The following is an 18,794-nucleotide window of genomic DNA, read 5'->3' as shown; positions in this document are numbered from 1 at the left end:
CTGCTGCCCCGATAGAACACATTACTAGTAAAACAAAGCCCATTATAGTAGTAAAAGAGGCAACAAGAGTACTCAGCGTTAGTGAATGGAAGAGGCTCCATTTTGGTCAGTGGAGATATAGAACCCAAAGCCCATTTTAAGGCCGCTCTGGAGATTTTATCCGGCATAGTAGGTCCTCTTTCACAACTTCTTGGCTTGGATAGTAGGCTAAGTCAGATGGATATAAACCATTGAATATGTCATATATAATCAGGAACTGCACGTGTTCCTTACTTGACATGGAACTAAGGGCATTGTAATACATTAGCGCCAGTTCGTAACGGGAGAGCTGAGCCCGGAAAATTTTAGCATACTTTTGCGGCTGCTCAGAGCCATCAATAATTTCCAGGGTATAATGAATGTTACGGAAATAATGCCCCAAGTGGTGCCCATGATCATGATAGAATTTTGAGTGGACCTCTTGGATTGCTTTAAGCCGTTGGGTTGATGACATTTTTTCAAAAAGTAAATAACCGACTTTTTGCAAAGAACTATTTACCTCCGGAGGTGTATCTATAGGATTACCTAGCAAACCTTTAGTAAGTTCCCAGGTGTCGTCGCTTGATCCATATAAAGCTTTTAGTTCATCAACTTGGCTTTGACTTCCAGTGAAGTGCACAGGCTTATGATATAATAAGGCATAGGGTTGCCAGATTATATCATATGCTTGATAACTAAGATTCGCCCAATTGTGTGAAATTTCTCTTCGCGCTATCATACTGAATTCTTCTTTAAGAAGCTTATTGTATTCAGTCGTATAGTTCTTAAATGCAGAGAAACTTTCTACTTTTTTCCCACTTGCTATTTGAAAGGTAACAGAATCAACCTTTTTATTGTGGAGAGCAATCATATTAAAAAAGGTATTATCGTCCGTTTCTCTTTTAAACTGTGTAGCTTGCTCTTTATTTGCTTTAATTTGGGCTTTGAAGGAAAGATAAACAAGGACCCCAGCCACAAAATTTATGATTGGGCCTGTAATTCCACCAATAGTATCACCTATTTGCCCCGCATTATGTTTTATCCAATCTCTAGGACCAAAGGGCTCTGTGAGGGCAAATACGGCTAAAATGCAAACGCTAGGAACTAATATAAAAATCACTAGAAAACCTAGTATCGAAAACCAATCGGTATTACGGTTTATATTCACTAAAAGGAGAGACTTAAAATTTGAAATTAATTAATAATTTCAAAGGAAATCTTAAAAATCAAACAAGGTTCTTATAAAGTAGGAATGTTAATTATAGATCAACTTCATTGTGTCCATAAGCATGAAACTAATCCATTAGTAGAAACTGGGAAGCACTGTTCCCATAATTGCCAATCTGGCTCATCTTTAAGTTTGAAATCTGAAGGAAACCATTCAATTGCATCCACCTTTTCCGGCTTCGCCTCTAAACCCTTATTATTAAAATAATCTCCTGCTACTGTATAGACGGGCACCTTTCCATTAATAGGTAGCCATTGAAAAGGGAAATCAGAAGAGGACTGTTTCCACTTAACGATGCCATTCTCCAGGTATATTACCATAATTGGAAAATCACCCAAATCCTTATACTTTAAGAAAGCAGCCGTTAGGGATACTCCAAAGTACGCTGCTGTTTGTTCAATTAGAGATAAACTAAGTCTCTTACCCGCTACCTTGGATTTAAATAACTCTGATGGCATTAATAATTCCGAAGCAAATTGATTGGCCTGTTGTTCCTGGGGTCCGTTCTTATACCATTCGGATAAGGTCTTATCATTATCTGCGTAGAAAGGAGTTAATTCATTATGTAAGATAAAATGACCGATCTCGTGAGCAATGACAAAATTCCTTTTGCTTGGATATGTAATATTGGAGTTTATAGTAATGATTGCGTTACTTCCTTTCATGAGGATGCGACCTTCTGCTCCTTCCATGGGGCTTTCTTTCAGAACCCCTCCCAGCGCAAATACCATTTCATCTAACGAGATGTCACCCGGTTCCCAGCAGCCCAAGTGGTTTCGTAGGTCGTTAGCCGCTTTTATAGGATTAATTCCCAGCATTCTCGTCTAATCGATTTTTCAGTATTTCCATTAATCTTAAAACCTCTTGATCTTCCAATATGGATGCTTCATCTTCTGGGGTTAATCCCTCAAACTTTCTAAAAAGAGGTTGCAGTTCTAACTGATCATGAAAAGAAAGTAACTTTTTAAGTTCTTCCAACCCCTTTTCTTTGAGTAACTTTATTTGATCTAGTGCCTCGGTATATTTCCTTTTATTTGCTACGGCCCGCAGTTTGGTTGAAAGTTGTTTTACTAACCTAAGATGTTTTTCAACAAAAGGATCCGTATTATTTTGCAATTCATTTAGAGTCTCTTCTTCTGCCTGATGATAATTGATTTCCATCATCAGGCCGTATAAGTTCTTTAATGATTCTTTTGGGTTTGTAGCTGCCATATCTGTTATTTATTAGAGGGTTGTAAGGCACTAACCCTTCGCAATAATTTTTCTTTCACTTTATCCAATTGCTTGGGAGTGATTCCAAGATGTTCAGCCATGTCACTTCGCTTGTAACCGGCCTGAACAGCTTCCCAAAAATCTTGCAATTGCTGATCACCCTGTACTGCATCCTCTATTACTTGAACTTGTCGTTCATACTCCTGCTTTTCTTCCCGGTCTGATTGGTCAGGGCAGTCCCCTAAATCATAAAACTCAACCTCAATATCCCGATACTCAATTTTGAGGTTCTCTGATTTTTGGGTTTTTACCCGCTCTACCTCTTTCGAAATAAGACTATCTATAAGGCGGATGAGCTGTTGGGATAAAGAAAATTGTGTTTGCCACTCCCAACTCCCGGCTAATATTTTTTCAAGCGCTAAGCTCAAGTAATACTCCTTCGGGTCGGCTCCTAAGTTAGCAGGCGAATGGGCTCCGAATAATGTTTTTTGTTTCAGCTTCCAGTTAAGATGTTCTTTACATTTTTTAATGGCGGCACGCCAATCATTATCTGTTAGAACATTGAATCTTCTCTGGTTTGCTTCATAGTACTTACCTAATTCCATAACTGTATTAACCGGAAAATATTTTTCTTACCCCATGGGGGAGTTTTCTACGAACCCGGTTAATACTCTTATGAATACCCACTAACAGGTTCGGCATATCTCTACCAAATTTACAAATTTAAATTATACAGAGGGAAGTAATGGGCAGAAGGTTAAGGGGAAAAGTATAAAATATTAAAAAACAGTAAACTATGACAAGAACATTACCAGTAGAAAACTTGGTTATTGAAGCAGGAAGAACTAATCCTTATTCCCATTCCAAACCAATAAGATTAAATGCCGGCTGTCAGGTCTTTTATAAGGCCATTACCTGCCTGCTTTTTATATTCCTATCATTTTGCTTACCAGCTTCTGCTCAGCGCACATCGGCGACAAGTACAAAAGTTATTGAGCGGATAAACAGTATCGAGCAGGAAAATCAACGCCTGAAAGATGATATTACCGAATTAGAAGAAGAGCAGGGTGATTTAAAGGAAAAAAACAAGGATTTAGAAGCTAGCCTGAAAGAGTACGAGCCATTTAAGTTCTGGGCCTGGATTTTGGGTGGTCTGGGCTTTACCAGTATAATAGGCATAGCTTTTTTATATTTCAAGGTTATTCCGAGTAAGGTTAATAGCCAGGTGGATGCTATTATAACTAAAATTTTAACAGACCGCCGGGAAGACTTTTTAGGGTTACTGAAAGAATATGATTTCGAGAAATCAGTAAAGCAACGTCATCAAATAATTCTTCTTTCGCACCGGAACGGGAGTGATGATTACCACCACCGGATGCTTAGTAAGAATGGGTTTCAGGTTACAGCCTTAACCAATTTAGACCAACTCCAGCAGGCAGTTTTCAATCCGGACGATATTCTCGTTATAAATAATGATGGTGGCCACTGGCCAACGGACCAGATACAGGACTTTATCGACGCCCATCCCAATTACTGTTTCTATTTCGGTAAAGGCATGATAAATCCGGCAAGTGCCCGCCTGGACCGGTTTGCCGCCGCCAACTTCCGCACGCAGTTTATAGGCAATCTAATGAATGTGTTAAAATATTCTCATCACCAAAATTAAACTAATTAAAACTATGTCAACAACATCATACTTTAACACATTCTTATCTAATATCAGGTTAACAAAAAGTCAATTAGAAGATTTAATAACCGGTCATACCACTTTGCGTGACCGGCTTGCTAATGATGCCGATTTGTCTAAAATTATCGTTAGCACCTTTCTGCAGGGTAGTTATAAACGGGCCACAGCTATAAAACCTAAAAATGGAAAGCGGGCGGATGTTGATATTATCGTAGTAACTAACTTAGACCAGAATAAAACCACTCCTCAACAGGCGATTGATTTATTTATACCCTTTGTAGAAAAGCACTATAAAGGGAAGTACCGAATTCAAGGCCGTTCCATAGGAATTGAGCTTTCTTATGTAGACTTGGATATTGTGGTAACGTCTGCGCCATCAGAGGCAGAACAAGCCTTGCTGCGGTCTGAAAGTGTGCTTACTACCTTAGCTTTGGAAGATATGGGTAGCAATTGGAAATTGGTCAGAAACTGGACGGAACCAGCAAAACAACAATATTGGACTTCGCTGATGTTGGAATCTTTTCGATCTGAAGCCGAATGGAAATCAGCGTCACTTTATATACCTGACCAAGAAGCAGGTTGCTGGGTTGAAACTAACCCGCTGGAGCAGATCCGCTGGACCCGGAATAAAAACAAGAATACTAATAGCCATTACATTAATGTAGTTAAAGCTTTAAAATGGTGGCGGGTGGTAAATTTAACTGACCTTAAACACCCAAAGGGCTATCCTTTAGAACACATGATAGGAGATTGCTGTCCTGATTATATTACTTCGGTAGCAGAAGGGGTCGTAAAATCGTTGGAAGCAATTGTTTCTAAATATGCCTGGTATAGAGAACATGAGATTACCCCAGTATTGCCAGACCGAGGTGTTACTTCTCATGATGTCTGGAAACGAATATCCAAAGAAGACTTTGTAGCCTTTTACGATTATGTAAAAGGTGCAGCTATTACGGCCAGGAAAGCCTTTGATGCAGAACTGTTGAGTGATCAACTAAAAGAATGGCGTAATTTGTTTGGTTCGGAATTTCCGGTAATGTCAGAGGAAGAGGCCCGTAGCGAAAGGCTCGATCACAAAGCAAAACTGCTGGAATCAGGAGCTGCTACCATCGGCAGTAGCATTAATATTATTAGAAGTACAGCGGGCGTTTCAGTACCCAGAGAGCGAAACCACTATGATCCGACCAATTTATAAAGAGAGGTACTCAGCCTTAGAACAGTATGTTCAGCAAATTATGGTTCAACAGCTTTTCCCGGGTTGTAAAATCAACGTAAAAAACCAAATTCTTTTGGTGGATTTTACCATTAAAGATCCTGACTATAAGGCTGAGTACCATCTACAGGTTCAATATATTTCGCAAAGCTGGTTTAAAGTCTTTGTATTAAAGCCTAAAATAATAGGTTCGGTTGCTATTCATATGTATCCGGATAATAGTTTGTGCTTATACTATCCGCCTGATATTTCACCCTTCAGGCGGCTATGGGTAGGTAAAGATTTGATTCCAATGGCCGCGTTATGGATTTGTCACTATGAACAATGGTTGATAAATGGAAATATCTGGAAGGGCAGGGAAGCGCCTGGCCATGATCAATTATTAGCGCAATTCAACAGTAGGAGTCAATCTTAGTGCTAACGCGAAAAAAATAAAATAATTTTAAATAGCTTACCCTTAAATAATTTGTTTCTACAGATAACTTAATTAAGTATCGCTATTGTACTTTTAATTTGAGTAAACTATAAATTATGGCTGTTTTCATATATCCAAAAGGTTTAACCATTGCTCAGCTTTTTTTGAATATAGAAGAGAAGACTAAATCAGAAAGCTCACCTACTTGGGAGGTACAAGAAAATCGCATCATACATACTGCTAGTTCCGGTCAATGGAACGAAGGAGGATATTTAACACGAGCTGAATTAAATAATATAAATTATTTAGCTTACTACTTTAAAACCCTATCAGGCTCGCAACCGAGGTCAGGAACTTATGGTGTATACAATGGAAGGTTTGTAGAGTTTCTTATGAATCAATTTGCAAATCATATTGAAAAAATAGAGGTGAAAGACCTCCGTAAAAAATAAACTTTTGCAATATTAAAGTTAAGGAATTGTAAACTCCTCATTTATATTTAACATAAGGTAAATTATAGGCGGATGTCTGATACTTCTGGCGTTAATAAATTTTACCATACTTCTCCAGTTATTACCGTGCAGTACTTGATAAGATAGTCAGTGGAATCCTGTATTATTAACGAGTACCTGCCGTCAAAAGGCACGAGCAGGTAGGTTTTCCGAAGCATCGTGGTCTTTTTAAAAACGTTGCCTATACGCAGCAACCTTACCTTTTACATAGCCCTGTCAAAGCAGGAGGGGCTGTAAAGGAGAACGAATGAACTTCGATAGGTTTATTAGATAGAGGGCTTTAACCGACGAGTGTGGCTAAAACAGTTAGGGGGAGATTCAATTAATAGATGTCAAAAAATTGAGCCTTGTAACTACTAAGCAAGCTCCTTTAGCATTTTATTACCATGAACAGGTGCCTGAGCTTTGTTTACCTCAAAATCCGCATAAGTCTCGTTGAGGTGGAGCCGTATCGGAGGTAATGTTTTGGACAACTCATACAAAAGCTTTGATGCGTAGCCATAACACTGCCTAGCATACACGTAGTACGCTGAAGCTACATTCTTCTGCCTCTGCTTAGCTTATATTTTCTTAATGTCGCTCACTTTACGTGCCGGAGGGCGTACACCACCAGCCCGGTGCGGGAGGCGACCTCCAGGCACAGGAACTTTATTTTACGTGCACAGAGTGTCGCCTCCCGAGCACGGATTCCCCTCCAGTCGGAGGCAGCGACAGGCCCAGGTGCTGGCACCGGAGCAGGGGACTTGCTTGGCTAATGCAAATAGTTTTACTAAAAAAATTAGTAATAAATATAGCCGTTTCCTAATTTGCCACCGTAAAAGAAGGCGATATGAAAGAAGCGAGCGTTATTCCCCTGTTTCCCATTCTCTGGCCGAAAGTCCTCCACCTGGACCTGGCAAGCGAGATCACCCTGCTTTTGGTGGGGGCTACCGTGCAGGCGGGCTTCCCGAGCCCGGCTGACGACTACACTGCCGGGCGCATCGATTTAAACGCCTACGTGTCCTCCAATCCGACTGCCACATTTCTGGTGAGGGTGGAGGGCGACTCTATGATAGGCGCTCATATCATGCCGGGAGACCTGGCCGTGGTGGACAAGGCAAGAAAAGCAAAGAGCGGCGACATCGTGCTAGCCTACGTGGAAGGCGAGTTCACCATCAAGCGCTACGAACTGCGGCGGGAGGCGGCCTACCTGGTGGCCGAGAACTCCGCTTACCCGCCCATCCCCGTCACCGACGCCGAGGGCGGGCGCATCTGGGGTGTGGTAGTCGGCACCGTAAGGAGCCTGGCATGACCTCGCTCTTCGCCCTGGTGGACTGCAACAACTTCTATGCGAGCTGCGAGCGCGTTTTCAACCCCACGCTGGAGGGAAACCCTATCGTGGTGCTTTCAAACAACGACGGCTGCATAATCGCCAGAAGCAATGAGGCCAAGGAGCTGGGCCTGAAGATGGGCCAGCCGCTGTTTGAGGTGCGGGAGCTGGTGGAAAAGCATAGGGTGCAGGTGTTTTCTTCCAACTATGAGCTCTACGGCGACATGTCGGCACGCGTGGTGGAAACGCTCTCCCGCTTCAGTCCGCACGTAGAGGTGTACTCCATCGATGAGAGCTTCCTGGACTTGGGCAACTTCTTTCAGGTGGACCTTCCGGCCTACGCCCGGGAAATCCGGGAGACCGTGCGGCAGTGGCTGGGCATGCCGGTGGCCGTGGGCGTGGCCCCCACTAAGACGCTGGCCAAGCTGGCCAACCGCATCGCCAAGAAGTCCCCTAAGGCCGACGGGGTGCTGGTGCTCACCGAGGAGCGGCACATTGAGGCGGCGCTCAAACGCACCGCGGCCGGGGACGTGTGGGGCATCGGCGGCCGCTATGCTCGGAAGCTGGCGGGGCTAGGCGTGCACACAGCATGGGACCTGCGGCACGTCACCGACGCCTTCGCCAAAAAGCACCTCACGGTAGCAGGCCTGCGCACGGTGCGCGAGTTGCGGGGAGAGGCCTGCATCGACCTGGAGCTGGTGCCCGCGGCCAAGCAGAACATCTGCACCTCGAGAAGCTTCGGCGTGGGTATTTATGAGCTGGAGGAGGTCGCCGAGGCGCTCACCACCTACGTGGTCAGATGCGCCACCAAGCTTAGGAGGCAGCAAAGCAAGGCCGGGGCGATGACCGTGTTTGCCATGACCAGCCGTTTCGGTGCAGAGGGGGAGACTTACGCCAACTGCCGCACCGTCACCTTCGACACGCCCACCGACTCAGAGCCCGAACTCATCCGCCACGCCCTCAAGGCGCTGCGGGAGATCTTCCGCCCGGGCTTTCGCTACCGCAAGACCGGCCTTCTGTTGCTGGACCTGGTGCCCAACAGTTCGGTGCAGCTGAGCCTGCTGGACACGGTGGACCGCGAAAAGCATGCGCAGCTCATGCAGGCGCTCGACGGGCTCAGGGAGCGCTTCGGCCACGGAGCGGTCCGCTATGGGGCGCAGGGCACCGAGCAGACGTGGGGCCAGCGGCAGGAGCACCTCTCGCCCTGCTACACCACCCGGCTCGAGGACCTGCTCCGGGTAAGGTAGGGGCGAGGCCGGTGGCGTTCCCCCCTGCTTTTGATGCCGCGGGCCCAGTACCTACAAGCAGGGGTGTTCTCTGTTGCTGCGCTATGTTTACAGGGGGAATTGTTTACCTTTGCCCAAATGTTTAATCACTGGGTAAGGGCGCTGGTGTGTGCCGGCGCTTTTCTTTTCCGCCCTGCGGCCTAATGCCGGGTCACGGCGCGGAAAACCTATGATCAGCCAGTACACTAAACCATACATTCTCATGGATCCTATCTTACCTGAGCTGCAGGCGGCGGCGGCGGGGCTGCTCTTCCGGAGCGAGTCCGACTATCCCTTCGAGACCGTGGACCTGGGCCGCGCCAAATACCTGGAGCCAACCCCGGCACAGCTGCTCGAGATGCTGGACCTACCGGTCGGTACCCCGGCCCGTACCGTGGATCTGGCGTACTTCCTGCGCAACATGACCCGCACCAGCCCGGAGCAAAGCCCTGCGATGCAGGAGGAGGCTGCCCGTTTCCAGGCCCTGGAGCGGCTTTTTGTCGAGCGGCTCGCGCACGTGCAGGTGATCCGGCTGGGGGAGGTGCAGGTGGAGGCCTTCCTGCTGGGCAGCACCCCGACAGGTCGCCTAGTGGGGCTGAAGACCCGATTGGTGGAGACCTGAGCGGGACTTTGGTAACAGTTCGGTAACACGGACGCAACAAAACGGGAACATGGGATGCGTAGCTTTGCGATTGGTCGGCGGGGTATGGGAAAATTACCTATCTTCGTCTTATCAATCCAATTTTTCATCCTTACAACCGTTACATGTTACAACTCTACATGCGCGGCAGGAAGGCCCTGGCCCTCCTGCTCCTGATGCTCTGGAGCGCGTCGGCGACCTCCTGGGCCGTACCCTTCGCCGCAACTCCGGAGAACTTCCCCGAAACCTTTGAGTCCGGCTCTAAAAGCAGCTACGCCACTGGCACCGTCCAACTGGCCAGCGGCACCTGGATCCTGGACGAAGCCCTGATCGGCAGCACCGACAACGACAAGAAAGCCGGCAGCCAGTCGGTGCGCCTGCGCAACGCCGGGCGCCTGGCCATGGACTTCTTCCTGCCGGAAGGGGCGGGCACGGTGAGTATCCGCCACGCCATCTACGGCAACGACCCGGGCAGCGGCTGGGAGCTCTGGGCCCAGACCCAGGTGGCCTCCTGCGGTTGCGAGAAGTGGTACAAGGTCGGCCAGACCGTCATCACCTCTACCTCCGGGCTGCAGACAGCCTCCTTCACGGTGAACACCACCGCCCCGGTGAAGTTCGAGATCCGTAAGGTCTCCGGCGGCACGGCCCGCCTTAACATCGATGACTTCTCCGTGGATTCCTACGACCCGACCGTGCCGGCCTACCCGGATAACGACCACCTGGCCCTGGGCAACCCTAGCATGGCCATCCCGGACGTAAGCAATCCCAATAACTACCTGATGCGCAAACCGCAGTATGCCCTTTCCTACAGCCGTGACCGCGGCACCCCGAATTGGGTGAGCTGGCACCTGGATGCCTCGGACCGGGGCGGGGCAGACCGCCAAGACAACTTCCGCGAAGATCCGGCGCTGCCGGCCGGCTGGTACCGCGTGAACGAGAACAGCTACCGCGGCAGCGGCTTTGACCGGGGCCACAACGCGCCTTCGGCCGACCGCACCTCCTCGGTGGAGGCCAACTCGGCCACTTTCCTGATGACCAACATGATCCCGCAGGCCCCCAACAACAACCAGAAGACCTGGAATAACTTTGAGCAGTATACCCGCTCTTATGCCGAGTCCGGCTACGAGGTGTACCTGATCATGGGCAACTATGGGGTGGGCGGCTCCGGCTCAAACGGCGGCACGACCAACACCATCGACAACGGCCACGTGACGGTGCCGAACCGGGTGTGGAAAGTGGCGGTGATCCTGCCGGTAGGCGAAAACGACGTGTCCCGCATCACGGCCGCTACCCGCGTGATCGCCATCGACACGCCGAATGCCAACAGCATCAACACCGACTGGGGCGCCTACCGCGTGTCCATCGATGAGATTGAGGTGGCCACCGGCCTGGACCTACTCTCCAACCTTCCTGCTGGGGTGCAGACCCAGATCGAGGCGGCCGTGGACAACGGGCCGACCAACTAAGGCTATTTCAGGAACGAGAACGAAACAGACATGAGACATCGCGAGAACATCACGTATATTTTCCGCCAGGGCGTCCTGCTCCTGGCACTGACCCTGCTGCCGCTGCTGGCGGCGGCACAGGCCAAAGCCCCTTACCGCCTTGCCGGCGGGAATTACACGCAAACCTTTGACGCCATTTCCGGGTGGACGACCGACTTCGCCGCGGGCGAGGGGGCGAACCCTTTTCAGGTCGCTACGCCCAGCCCGACCCTACCCTCGCAGAACAAGGTGTTTGTGAGCGGCTCCACCGGGGGTGTGCAAATGGGAAGAGACACGACGCCTCTTGGACCTGAGAGCATTGTGCTGCTGGCCACCGGCGCCGACGGGGCCAACGCGGCAGCCTTTGACCTGCTGCTGGACTTCACCGGCACTGAGGCGGGCACGCTGAGCCTGGACTGGGCCGAGGTGAACAATTCCTCGGGGAACCGCCAGGCCACCTTCAGTGTCCAGGCCAACACCGGCACGGACGGAGCCTTCGAGGAGCTGCCGGGCACCACGGTAGTGCTGACCAACAACGAGGCGTCCAGCGGCGCTCTGGCCAACATCGCCCTGCCTGCCGCCTTCAGCGGGAAGACAGACGCGAGGCTGCGCTTTTACCTGGTGACCTCTGCTTCCGAGGGAGTCTCCGGCAGCCGTCCCAAAATCAATCTGGATAACCTGGCCATCACGGCCACGGCGAGCGAAGGGGAGCCAGGTCCGGGAGATCCCGGTACCGGTGGTCAGGCTCTGGTGCTTTCCACCGCCGCGCTTCCTGATTTCGGAAATGTGGAGGTAGGCAGCGTCTCTGCCGTCAGATCTTTTAACGTGCAGGGGGAGGGGCTGTCAGGCAATGTTACCATCACACCGGCCCCAGGCTTTGAGATCCGGGTGGGTGACAATCCCTTTGCCTGCTGTGCCATTACGCTTTCGCCCGTGGCCGGCAGTTTGGCCGCGACCACGGTGGAGGTGCGCTTTGCCCCGTCGGCGGCGGAGGCCTATGTCGCTGGCATCGCCGTATCCGACGCAGGGGGGCCGGCGATGCAGGTAGCCGTAAGCGGCACGGGCATCGCCCCGGCCTATCCGGCCACGCTGGCCAGCACAGCTGTCACCGACGTAGCCACCAATAGCGCCACGGCGGGCGGGGAGATCTCCTCGGACGGCGGCAGTGATGTGATGGCCCGCGGCGTGGTGTGGTCCACAGCGGCGAACCCGACCCTGGCCGACGCCAAAACAGCCGATGGCACCGGTACCGGCGCCTTTACCAGCCAGCTCACTGGCCTGGCCCACAGCACCACCTATTACGTACGCGCCTACGCCACCAATGCCGTGGGCACGACCTACGGCCAGGAACGCTCTTTCACAACGGTTGCGATTGCGCTGGCCGCAGAGCCGACGATTGCCTCCACGATCGCAATCAGCGAGGTGACCGGCAACTCCATGAAACTGACATTAGCTGGTGGCGACGGCGTCAGACACCTGGTGCTGGCGCGGCAGGGAGGCGCGGTGGACGCGGTACCGGAAGACGGGCTGCGCTATACGGCAGATGCCGCCTTCCGTCAGGGCCAGGAGCTGGGCACGGGTAACTTTGTGGTCTACAGCGGAACGGGCAACGAGGTGACGGTAACCGGCCTGCGCGGCTCAAACACCTACCACTTCGCCGTGTTTGACTACAACGACAACGACACGGAGTTCGCCGAGAACTACCTGACCGAAACGGCCGGCCGCGCCAGCGAAAGCACACCGGCGGCGGCAGCCTTTCTGGCCCTGGAAGAGAACTTTGACTATACAGCGGCCAGCCTGCTGACCGATAACGGCTGGGCCGCGCACAGCGGTGGTACGACCAATGCCATCCCGGTGGTCGCCGAGGGGCTCGCCTACGAGGGCTACCCGTCCGGCGGCATTGGCAACAGTGCCCAGCTGGTGGCCAGTGGCCAGGATGTGAACCGTGGCTTTGAGCCGGTGAGTGCCGGCACGGCAGTCTATACGGCCTTCCTGGTGAAGGTGAGCGCAGCCAGCGCGGGCGGGGATTACTTCCTGCACCTAGCGCCTGCCAGCATGGGTACTACCTTCCGTAGCCGCGTGTACGTGCGTGCGGCCGGGGAAGGCAAGGTGCAGTTCGGCATTAGCGGCAGCGGTTCGGAACAGGTGTATACCACCGAGTCCTACGATCTGAACACGACCTACCTGCTGGTGACCAAATACACCTTTGATGAGACGGACAATACCACTACGCTGTATGTGAACCCTGCGGCGGCAGAGCCGGCGACGGGGGCGGCCACGATCACCGAAGGCGGGGACCGCTCGCCGTCGGACATCGGCACGATCGCCCTGCGCCAGGGTTCTTCCTCCCCTGCGCTGACCTTGGATGGGATCCGCGTGGCGACCTCCTACAACCTGGCCCGCGGCGCGGCGGCCTGCACAGAGCCGGCCATACCGGCCGTGGTGACCGAGGGCATGGCGCTGCAGGTGACCAGCCCGGTGGCAGGGGCTACGTACCAGTGGTACCTGAACGGCACGGCGATCGAGGAGGCAACGGCGGCGGCCTACACGGCGACGGCAGCCGGCTCCTACACCGTGACGGCAAAAGTAGGGGAGTGTGTTTCTGAGGCCTCCGCGGCCGTGATGTTCACACCGACCGGCGTGCGGGACGAGCAGCTGGCCACAGGGGTGGCTGTGTACCCGGTGCCGGCCACGGATAGGCTGCGCGTCCAGGCCCAGGAGACTGGCCAGGGCACGGCGCAGGTGCTGCTTCTCGACCTGGCCGGTCGCCAGGTGCTTTCGCAGCGGCTGCACACGGCGGGCACCCTGGATGTGACCCTGGCGGTGGGGCAGCTGCCACGCGGTGTGTACGTGCTGCTGGTGCAGACGCCGAAAGGATTCATCTCCCGGCGTGTGGCCCTGCACTAGCAGGTCACGCAAGCCTTTTCCAGAGCAGGTGGTGTCGCAAGGCACCACCTGCTTTTTTTATGCCTGTTGGTGGGGTGGAGCGGCATCAGGATTTGTTTTGGAGAGGAGACAGCACGCGCAAACTGGCAGGAAGGTTTATCGCATTTAGCAAGAGGTTCGTTAGAAGCGAAACACCGTTTACAGCCTTCAGGAGGGGCAAGAGGTTTCGTGCTTTGGCGTGTTGCACAAAGTCTGTGCTTACTTGTAGCTAAAACTAAAATACCCTGTCTTGTACGAGCAAGTTATAAGGTGCAGGAAAACCTGTGCGGCAGGCACTGTGTCCCCAACCGCGAGGCGTGCCCATGCCTTAAGACGAATTGCAAAACAGAGATAGTGGTGGGAGCCTAGTTACTACCGGTAGGTTCCAAAAGGAGGACTAAACAGAGACTCAGGGTTTCCTCGTTGGACAAGGTAAGGTGGGAGGTATAGTTAACGGTACCTCTCTTGGCCGTCATGAACATCATCCCTGCCACAAGGCAAGAACCCTTGCTTCATAGGTAGTTATCCTGCTACCTGAGCTTTCTGCTTCCTAGTCAAGCACAAAGCAGAGAGCCGGAGAGAACTACCCTCAGCACCCAGTGGGTATAGCTACTACCGGCCTCTACTTCATGTTTGTTAGGTCATGGTCTTAGGACCAATGAATGGTAAGATAGTGGAAATAGTTATAGTGTGAATAACTATTTTAAAGATTTAAAAGGGCATGGTACCAATTGTAACTCAGTCGTACTGAAAGAGAGGGTAAAGCTAATCATGCGTTATGCTGAAGTATTTAATGACCGTACTGGCTAAAGGCTGAGGAAAAAAACACGAGGACCTGTATCATACTCGCCCTGTCCAAGGCACGGGCCAATTCTGTAGCACTCAGATCAGGCATTTGAAGGTCCGGAAAAATTAAGACGAAGGGCTGTTGATGGATTCCCTTCAACGCCTCTATGGCGCTGGAATAACGGCCTTCAGGCTTTACGTGTGGGGTCTGTTCAATAAAGGAACAAGGACTGCACACCGACCCACTGAGCAGGCAGAATTGCGCTGCCCTTTATCCTTCCGGCTTTGAAAACACACTGCCGAACACTTTCCTTAACTCAACCTCTTGTTCCATACGGGAGAAACACATTCGTTCACACATTCCAGTACATAACACCCAACCCTTTATTTCATTAAGGAATATTGTCGTAGCCAGGGCTCGGCGCTGGTTCTGTTGTTGAAAACCCTGACCTCAAATGCGCTGTTGCTTGCGTGGAAGTTCGATGCGGAGGTCCCGGCAAAGGTATCGGGAGAGATTATCAGGGCAAAGTGCTTTATTCCAGCAGCAGCGGCTTTGGTTGCCCATTCATTGAGAACCCACTCAAGAGAGTGGTCCCAGCTCCCAAGGACCTCGCTGGTGTCGTTGAGTACGCAGCTGAACCCTGTCGCCTTTATTGCATCCGTGTATGCCAGAGCACCTGCTTTGATGTTGTCCTGTGTCAGGTAGCCGATCCAGTTGGTGTGTACCCACCTGTTTTCGTTGTCTACGGTTATCGTGATAAATACTTTTCCGAATATATTCTTAAGTTCCTGCCTCATCTGATAAAAACGGTTCGTATTCTAACTGGTGCAAAAGTTTGCGAACTTAATGTAAATTGATGAATCACCGTAAAATTCCCTGTTCTCTTTTTCTAGCATGGTAGGTTGTTAGTGGCTTTGGGTAGGGGTAGCGGCCTTGCTCCATTCTGTTTCACCTCTTGCTGTTCTTTGATTTGAGCGGACAGCAACCATAAACAACTTCCTGGTACTATATACGGCTTAAGCATGCCAAGCTCCCGGTCTGATACCTTAGTATGCGCACACCTTCTGCGCATGGGTAAAGCTGACAACGAAGCGTAGGATGGTAAGGAGCTGTTTCTAAAGATGGAAGCATTAGACTAAAGGGGAATACATCTGCAACAGGAAATAATGAAGACGAGTCCTTGGGCAACCTTGTCAAAGCTTTGGAGGGAGCCTGTAAGAGTTTGATATGGACGTGAGAATTTACTAAGTAGAGACCTCTTCATTTGCCCATTGTTGAGTTGAGTGGCTTCAGTTGGAGATGAGGCAGGGATAACTTTCAGTAGGGTTATATCATATCGTTAGAATTTTATATACTGCTGCGGGAAAGTAGAGCTTTGAGTAGTGCTGGTCCTAAGCTTTGGTTGTAGACTGCCGGTATCTTGGGCTTAGACAAAAACAGAAAGCCCCAAAGATAGGTAACTGAAGAAAGCCTGGAGCAGCTTTTGGGGGCAAGCGAAACTAAACCGTGATATTAAAGCTTACAATCATGCAGCGCCAGCTGTGAGAAAGCTTGAGTATGATAAAAAGCAGGCAGTCAATAGTATGACCAGTATGCAGAAAGATATGTCGGTTATCTTTTTTCCTTTTACATTTGCATGCAATAAAGAAACATGTATCCCAACCATAGCTGAAAACCAGCAGCGTAGTGCTTGCTGCCATATGTTAGCCCTTTTATGAAAATCTTTTTAGTGTTGCTGCTCTTGCTCGCCGGTCCGCTCCAGGCGCAGCGCGCCTTGGAAGACAGCCTGAGAGCCGAGTTGGCCCGCGCAACCACGGACTCTGCGCGGGTGAGGCTGCATTGCGGGCTGAGCGAGCAGTACCTACTTGCTGACCCGGCAAAGGCCAGGATGCACGCGCAGGCAGCCAACAAGTTGGCGCTGGCCGCGGGACTGGTGGCCGGGAGGGCCGAGGCCGTTCACCTGCTCGGGAGGGCGCACCTGGCCCTGGGGGAGTACGACCAGGCCATGCGTTGCCACCTCAGCGCCCTGCAAGCCAGGGAGCAATTGGAGGACACCGCCGGCGTGATTACTTCCCTGCTGAGCCTGGGGAACGTGTATATTCGAATCGAGGACAATGAGCGGGCGCTGCGCCACTACCGCAGAGCCCTAGAGCTGGCCAAAACTACCAACGACGTGCTGCGGCTGAGCAAGACCTACAATAACCTGGGTAACGTGCACGAGGTGAAGGGGCAGTACCGGCAGGCACTACGCTGTTTCCAGCACGCCGCACGGCTCCAGAAAGAAATCGGTGATCGTAGGGCCTGGGCTATCAGCCTCCATAACATCGGCAACGTGCACGTATACCTGGGGCAGCCGGAACAGGGGTTGCCCTTCCTCTTCCAATCCGTTCGCCTGAACGAAGAGATTGGAAATGAGATGATCCGGCTGTCCTCGCTGGTGAAGATTGCCGACATCTACCATGCCGTGGGGAAGCAGGGGCTTGCCCGACGGTACGCTCTGGAGGGACTGGCGATAGCCGAGCAGACCGGGTCCAGCAAGAAGATCGCCGAGGCGGCCCAGGGGCTGCACGCGATCTACGCTGCCATGGGAGACTCTGGTCAAGCCTACAGTTACCTCTCCCTCTACACCCGGCATAGCGAGCTATTGAACGCTGAGCGCCGCAAGGAGCTGGAAGCCGAGCTAACGGCCCGCTATGAAGCGTTACAGCGGGAACAGGAGAATCGCCTTTTGAAGGCGGAGGGGGAGCAAAAGGGGGCGCAGATAGCTAGTCAGCGGCGGGCTCTTTTGCTGCAGTGGACGCTGATCCTGCTGCTACTGGTGCTGCTGGGATTACTGTATGTGAACCGGAGGAGGCTCAAGGCTACCCACGCGGACCTTCGTGTGGCGTACGGCCAGGTGCAGGAGCAACAGGCGGAGATCCTGGCGCAGGCAATGGCCCTGCAGGAGCAGAACCAGCAGCTTGAGCGGCACAATGCCTTTAAGAATAAGGTGTTCTCTATCGTGTCCCACGACCTGCGGAGCCCCTTCAATACCGTCAAAGGCGTGCTGGGGCTGGCTCAGCAGAAGCACATGTCGGAGGGTGAAACCCGGCACCTGTTCGGGCTGCTGGATAAGGCGATGGAGGTGGCCACGGGCATGTTGGACAACGTGCTGGTGTGGGCCAAATCGCAGCTGGATGTCGCCGGGTCAGAGGCGCAGCCGGTGGAGCTATATGCAGTGGCCGAGCAGAGCGTGCTGCAGGTACGGTCGGAGGCGGAGGCCAAAGATATCCGCCTCGTCAACCAGGTGTCCCGGCACTTGGTTGCTTTGGCAGACAGGGAAAGGCTGGCCTTTGCGCTGCGAAACCTGCTGACCAATGCGGTGAAGTTCTCTTACCCCGGAAAAGAAGTCCGGCTGCAGGCAGGGGAGAGTGGCGGAAAAGTAATCCTCTCTGTGCTCGACCAGGGTCGTGGTATGTCGGCTGTGCACCTGGAAAAGCTCTTTTCCGAGCGCCGCTTCACAACGCTTGGGACCGCGAATGAGAAAGGCACTGGCTTGGGGCTGATGCTCTGCAAAGAGCTGGTGGAGAGCTTTGGGGGCTGCATTCAGGTGGAAAGCGAGCAGGGGAAGGGGAGCGTCTTCACTATTATGCTGTCTGCTGTTATAGGGGAGGCTGTCGTAGCGCGGCAGGAGAAGCCTGTGTCATCTTAACGTGTGGACATGGGCCTATTGAAGGGGTTACTCCTTGGGGACATAGGAGATTGCAGCAGTTTGTCGAATCCAAAGGCAACTGGCCTTCCACACGGCCCGCCACACCTTCGCCATCATGGTCTCGCCGTTGAACGGGGTGCTTATGGAGAGCATGTCGAAGAAACTCCGGCCGACCAACCACAGTACAACGCAGCACTATGCGAAGATACTGGCGTAACAATGGGGGAGGACAGGAAAAGTTCTAAAGGCAGCTTGCTTCACGTAACACTTCCTCTTACAGAAGAGGGGCCTGGAAGCAGGGTCAAAAATTTCACTCAGTAGTAGAACTTGAGATGCCTCTTGTGGTCCTTATTTAAGAGCGTGCTGCTTTGTTATACGGATTCTCCTTTATCAGCATGCACCGGCTGG

Annotated in this window: 15 protein-coding genes; 10 read left to right on the top strand and 5 right to left on the bottom strand. The window is 51.8% G+C overall.

The window, feature by feature from the left end; translation table 11 throughout:
- Positions 1-136: 136 nt before the first annotated feature.
- The 4 genes from CA264_RS10275 to CA264_RS10260 form a co-directional block, all read right to left on the bottom strand.
- On the bottom strand, positions 137-1,138 hold the full coding sequence (locus CA264_RS10275; protein WP_162912074.1) for a putative phage abortive infection protein: 1,002 nt from the start codon (positions 1,136-1,138) through the stop codon (positions 137-139).
- A 152-nt stretch (positions 1,139-1,290) separates the two neighbouring features.
- Positions 1,291-2,064, bottom strand: a complete 774-nt coding sequence (locus CA264_RS10270; RefSeq protein ID WP_025606879.1) for an ImmA/IrrE family metallo-endopeptidase — start codon at positions 2,062-2,064, stop codon at positions 1,291-1,293.
- Complete coding sequence (locus CA264_RS10265; RefSeq protein ID WP_025606878.1) at positions 2,051-2,458, bottom strand: hypothetical protein; 408 nt, start codon at positions 2,456-2,458, stop codon at positions 2,051-2,053. The genes CA264_RS10270 and CA264_RS10265 overlap by 14 nt, the downstream gene beginning before the upstream one ends.
- A gap of 5 nt (positions 2,459-2,463) precedes the next feature.
- Positions 2,464-3,063, bottom strand: a complete 600-nt coding sequence (locus tag CA264_RS10260) for a hypothetical protein (protein ID WP_025606877.1) — start codon at positions 3,061-3,063, stop codon at positions 2,464-2,466.
- Positions 3,064-3,254: 191 nt separating this feature from the next.
- On the opposite strand from CA264_RS10260, the gene CA264_RS10255 reads away from it, so the two are divergent.
- The 9 genes from CA264_RS10255 (at position 3,255) to CA264_RS10215 (ending at position 13,890) form a co-directional block, all read left to right on the top strand.
- Positions 3,255-4,124 carry an NARF domain-containing protein gene (locus CA264_RS10255; protein WP_025606876.1) on the top strand — a complete coding sequence of 290 codons (870 nt, stop codon included), beginning with the start codon at positions 3,255-3,257 and terminating at the stop codon, positions 4,122-4,124.
- Between the two features lie 13 nt (positions 4,125-4,137).
- Positions 4,138-5,340, top strand: coding sequence for an SMODS domain-containing nucleotidyltransferase (locus CA264_RS10250; RefSeq protein ID WP_025606874.1), 1,203 nt, complete (start codon positions 4,138-4,140; stop codon positions 5,338-5,340).
- A complete protein-coding gene (locus tag CA264_RS10245) occupies positions 5,321-5,773 on the top strand; it encodes a type II CBASS E2 protein (RefSeq protein WP_157593685.1) in 453 nt (150 codons plus the stop codon). The genes CA264_RS10250 and CA264_RS10245 overlap by 20 nt, the downstream gene beginning before the upstream one ends.
- A 116-nt stretch (positions 5,774-5,889) precedes the next feature.
- Entirely contained in the window at positions 5,890-6,225 is a 336-nt protein-coding gene (locus tag CA264_RS10240; protein WP_025606871.1) for a hypothetical protein, read from the top strand.
- A gap of 889 nt (positions 6,226-7,114) precedes the next feature.
- A complete protein-coding gene (locus tag CA264_RS10235; protein WP_025606869.1) occupies positions 7,115-7,576 on the top strand; it encodes a LexA family protein in 462 nt (153 codons plus the stop codon).
- A complete protein-coding gene (locus tag CA264_RS10230; protein WP_025606868.1) occupies positions 7,573-8,841 on the top strand; it encodes a Y-family DNA polymerase in 1,269 nt (422 codons plus the stop codon). Before CA264_RS10235 ends, CA264_RS10230 begins: the two co-directional genes overlap by 4 nt.
- A 241-nt stretch (positions 8,842-9,082) precedes the next feature.
- Positions 9,083-9,481: a nuclease A inhibitor family protein gene (locus CA264_RS10225; RefSeq protein ID WP_025606867.1), complete on the top strand. Its 399-nt coding sequence runs from the start codon at positions 9,083-9,085 to the stop codon at positions 9,479-9,481.
- A 143-nt stretch (positions 9,482-9,624) separates the two neighbouring features.
- On the top strand, positions 9,625-10,965 hold the full coding sequence (locus CA264_RS22220; protein ID WP_071784586.1) for a DNA/RNA non-specific endonuclease: 1,341 nt from the start codon (positions 9,625-9,627) through the stop codon (positions 10,963-10,965).
- Between the two features lie 30 nt (positions 10,966-10,995).
- The gene (locus CA264_RS10215) at positions 10,996-13,890 is read left to right on the top strand and encodes a T9SS type A sorting domain-containing protein (protein WP_025606864.1); all 2,895 of its coding nucleotides are present in this window, start codon (positions 10,996-10,998) and stop codon (positions 13,888-13,890) included.
- A gap of 1,188 nt (positions 13,891-15,078) precedes the next feature.
- Here the strand turns inward: CA264_RS10215 and CA264_RS10210 are convergent.
- On the bottom strand, positions 15,079-15,492 hold the full coding sequence (locus CA264_RS10210) for a hypothetical protein (RefSeq protein ID WP_025606863.1): 414 nt from the start codon (positions 15,490-15,492) through the stop codon (positions 15,079-15,081).
- Between the two features lie 917 nt (positions 15,493-16,409).
- On the opposite strand from CA264_RS10210, the gene CA264_RS10205 reads away from it, so the two are divergent.
- A complete protein-coding gene (locus CA264_RS10205) occupies positions 16,410-18,386 on the top strand; it encodes an ATP-binding protein (RefSeq protein ID WP_025606861.1) in 1,977 nt (658 codons plus the stop codon).
- The last annotated feature ends 408 nt before the right edge of the window (positions 18,387-18,794 follow it).

It is taken from the genome of Pontibacter actiniarum (assembly GCF_003585765.1).
GTDB classification, from domain to species: Bacteria; Bacteroidota; Bacteroidia; order Cytophagales; family Hymenobacteraceae; genus Pontibacter; species Pontibacter actiniarum.
This window is presented reverse-complemented; position numbering and strand designations above follow the sequence as displayed.

What these genes read in the sequence shown, in the direction of transcription:
- CA264_RS10270 (WP_025606879.1), bottom strand. Translation starts at nt 2,064, where the DNA reads ATGCTGGGAATTAATCCTATAAAAGCGGCTAACGACCTACGAAACCAC.
- CA264_RS10265 (WP_025606878.1), bottom strand. Translation starts at nt 2,458, where the DNA reads ATGGCAGCTACAAACCCAAAAGAATCATTAAAGAACTTATACGGCCTG.
- CA264_RS10260 (WP_025606877.1), bottom strand. Translation starts at nt 3,063, where the DNA reads ATGGAATTAGGTAAGTACTATGAAGCAAACCAGAGAAGATTCAATGTT.
- CA264_RS10255 (WP_025606876.1), top strand. Translation starts at nt 3,255, where the DNA reads ATGACAAGAACATTACCAGTAGAAAACTTGGTTATTGAAGCAGGAAGA.
- CA264_RS10250 (WP_025606874.1), top strand. Translation starts at nt 4,138, where the DNA reads ATGTCAACAACATCATACTTTAACACATTCTTATCTAATATCAGGTTA.
- CA264_RS10245 (WP_157593685.1), top strand. Translation starts at nt 5,321, where the DNA reads ATGATCCGACCAATTTATAAAGAGAGGTACTCAGCCTTAGAACAGTAT.
- CA264_RS10240 (WP_025606871.1), top strand. Translation starts at nt 5,890, where the DNA reads ATGGCTGTTTTCATATATCCAAAAGGTTTAACCATTGCTCAGCTTTTT.
- CA264_RS10235 (WP_025606869.1), top strand. Translation starts at nt 7,115, where the DNA reads ATGAAAGAAGCGAGCGTTATTCCCCTGTTTCCCATTCTCTGGCCGAAA.
- CA264_RS10230 (WP_025606868.1), top strand. Translation starts at nt 7,573, where the DNA reads ATGACCTCGCTCTTCGCCCTGGTGGACTGCAACAACTTCTATGCGAGC.
- CA264_RS10225 (WP_025606867.1), top strand. Translation starts at nt 9,083, where the DNA reads ATGGATCCTATCTTACCTGAGCTGCAGGCGGCGGCGGCGGGGCTGCTC.
- CA264_RS22220 (WP_071784586.1), top strand. Translation starts at nt 9,625, where the DNA reads ATGTTACAACTCTACATGCGCGGCAGGAAGGCCCTGGCCCTCCTGCTC.
- CA264_RS10215 (WP_025606864.1), top strand. Translation starts at nt 10,996, where the DNA reads ATGAGACATCGCGAGAACATCACGTATATTTTCCGCCAGGGCGTCCTG.
- CA264_RS10210 (WP_025606863.1), bottom strand. Translation starts at nt 15,492, where the DNA reads ATGAGGCAGGAACTTAAGAATATATTCGGAAAAGTATTTATCACGATA.
- CA264_RS10205 (WP_025606861.1), top strand. Translation starts at nt 16,410, where the DNA reads ATGAAAATCTTTTTAGTGTTGCTGCTCTTGCTCGCCGGTCCGCTCCAG.